Source organism: Flavobacterium coralii, assembly GCF_019891545.1.
Classification (GTDB): Bacteria; Bacteroidota; Bacteroidia; order Flavobacteriales; family Flavobacteriaceae; genus Flavobacterium; species Flavobacterium coralii.
Genome location: NZ_JAHDIU010000019.1, coordinates 1 through 1,685, shown reverse-complemented (window position 1 = coordinate 1,685; position 1,685 = coordinate 1). Strand labels below are relative to the sequence as shown.

General features: G+C 54.5%; 1 protein-coding gene. It reads left to right on the top strand.

Annotated elements, in window-relative coordinates; genetic code table 11:
• On the top strand, nucleotides 1-1,685 hold a 1,685-nt coding region (locus KJK34_RS14925), incomplete at both ends, for an FIDD domain-containing protein (protein ID WP_498366264.1).

Below are 1,685 nucleotides of genomic sequence, written 5' to 3'. Positions count from 1 at the left end.
AGCCCGGCCTTCTTTACCGTAAGCTACTACGAAACCCTTGGCGCCGCCCAGCTCGGCACCACCCCGATAACTGCGCCCGGCAGCTACAGCAGCCAGACCCGCACCATCTTTGTAAGGGTAACCAATAACGCCACCGGCTGTTACGACATTGTAGAGCTGGAACTGATCGTGAACCCGCTGCCGGAAGTAAACGACCCAACCCCATACACCCTGTGTGACGAGAACAACCCGGGTGATGAAACAGAACTATTCGACCTTACCACCAAATACACGGAAATAGTAGACGACCTTAACGGCGTTAACATCACCTTCCACCAGAGCTTCGAAGACGCCCAAAGCGGCGCTAACCCGGAGCTGAACCCGGAAGCCTATGAAAACAATGCAACAGTAGAGACACTGTTTGTAAGGGTAACTATAGAGGCGACCGACTGCTACAGGATCGTACTGCTTGACGTAAGGGTAGAACCACTACCGGTAGTATACCCTGAACTGATAGACGAAGAACTGACCACCGTATGCGATGAAGACGGCGACGGCATCGGCGTGTTCAACCTGGATGCCATGGTAGCCGACCTGATCAACAACGGCCAGGGCGTGGACATCAGCTTCCACTGGACCGCACAGGACGCACAGGACGGCGTGAACGCCATCCCGAACACCGGCAGCTTCCAGAACATCACCCCGTTTGCCCAAACCATCTATGTAAGGGTAGAAAATGCCGTAAGCGGCTGCATCAGCTCGGTAGACTACGCCATCAACCTGACCGTAGTGCCATCACCGCAGGTGCCGGACCTTCAGGACATCACCCAGTGTGACGATTTGGACAACAACGGGCAGGACAACCGTGCCTTCTTCGACCTTACCCAACGTAATGAAGACATCTATGCCGCACCCGGTATAGAAGACGACTATATCATCCACTACTTTACCAGCGAGCAGTTTGCCCGTAACGGTGCCCCGCGCATCACCAACGATGCCAACTACTACGGCACCCACGAGCAAACCATCTGGGTACGCGTGGAAGACCCTGAGACCGGCTGCTTCGGAGTGACCAGCTTCCAGCTGTTCCTGAACCAGCCACTGCTGCTCACCACCCCGAGCATGCTGACCATCTGTGATGACAGCATCCCGAACGACGGCTTTGCCACCTTTAACCTGAGGAGCAAGGACGAAGAAATCTTAGGCCCGTTTGGCGTAGGGCAGGGTTATACCGTTGAATACTTTGTAGAAGAAATAGACAGGGATAACAACAACCCGATACCAAACCCGGAAGCATACGACAATATCGACAATGCACAAACCCTGTATGTAACCGTAACCAGTGAGGAAGGCTGTAAAAGCTACACCACCCTTACCATAAAAGTACTGCCGTTGCCAACCCCAGACACCACCCCGGATGCCCTGGTACTGTGTGATGACAACAACTCCCCTGACGGCGTTGAAGAATTCGACCTGACCGATGCCGAGGCCGACATCAGGAACAACGACAATACCACTGTGATCAGCTACCACCAGACCGAAGCCGACGCAGAGGCTGATACCAACCCGATAGCCACCCCTGAAGCCTACCAGAGCGCCAGCGGCAGCGTATGGGTAAGGGTAGAAGCCAACACCGGCAACCCTAACGATGTGGTATGCTATGAAGTAGTAGAGCTGGAGCTTATCGTGAACCCGCTTCCGGAGCT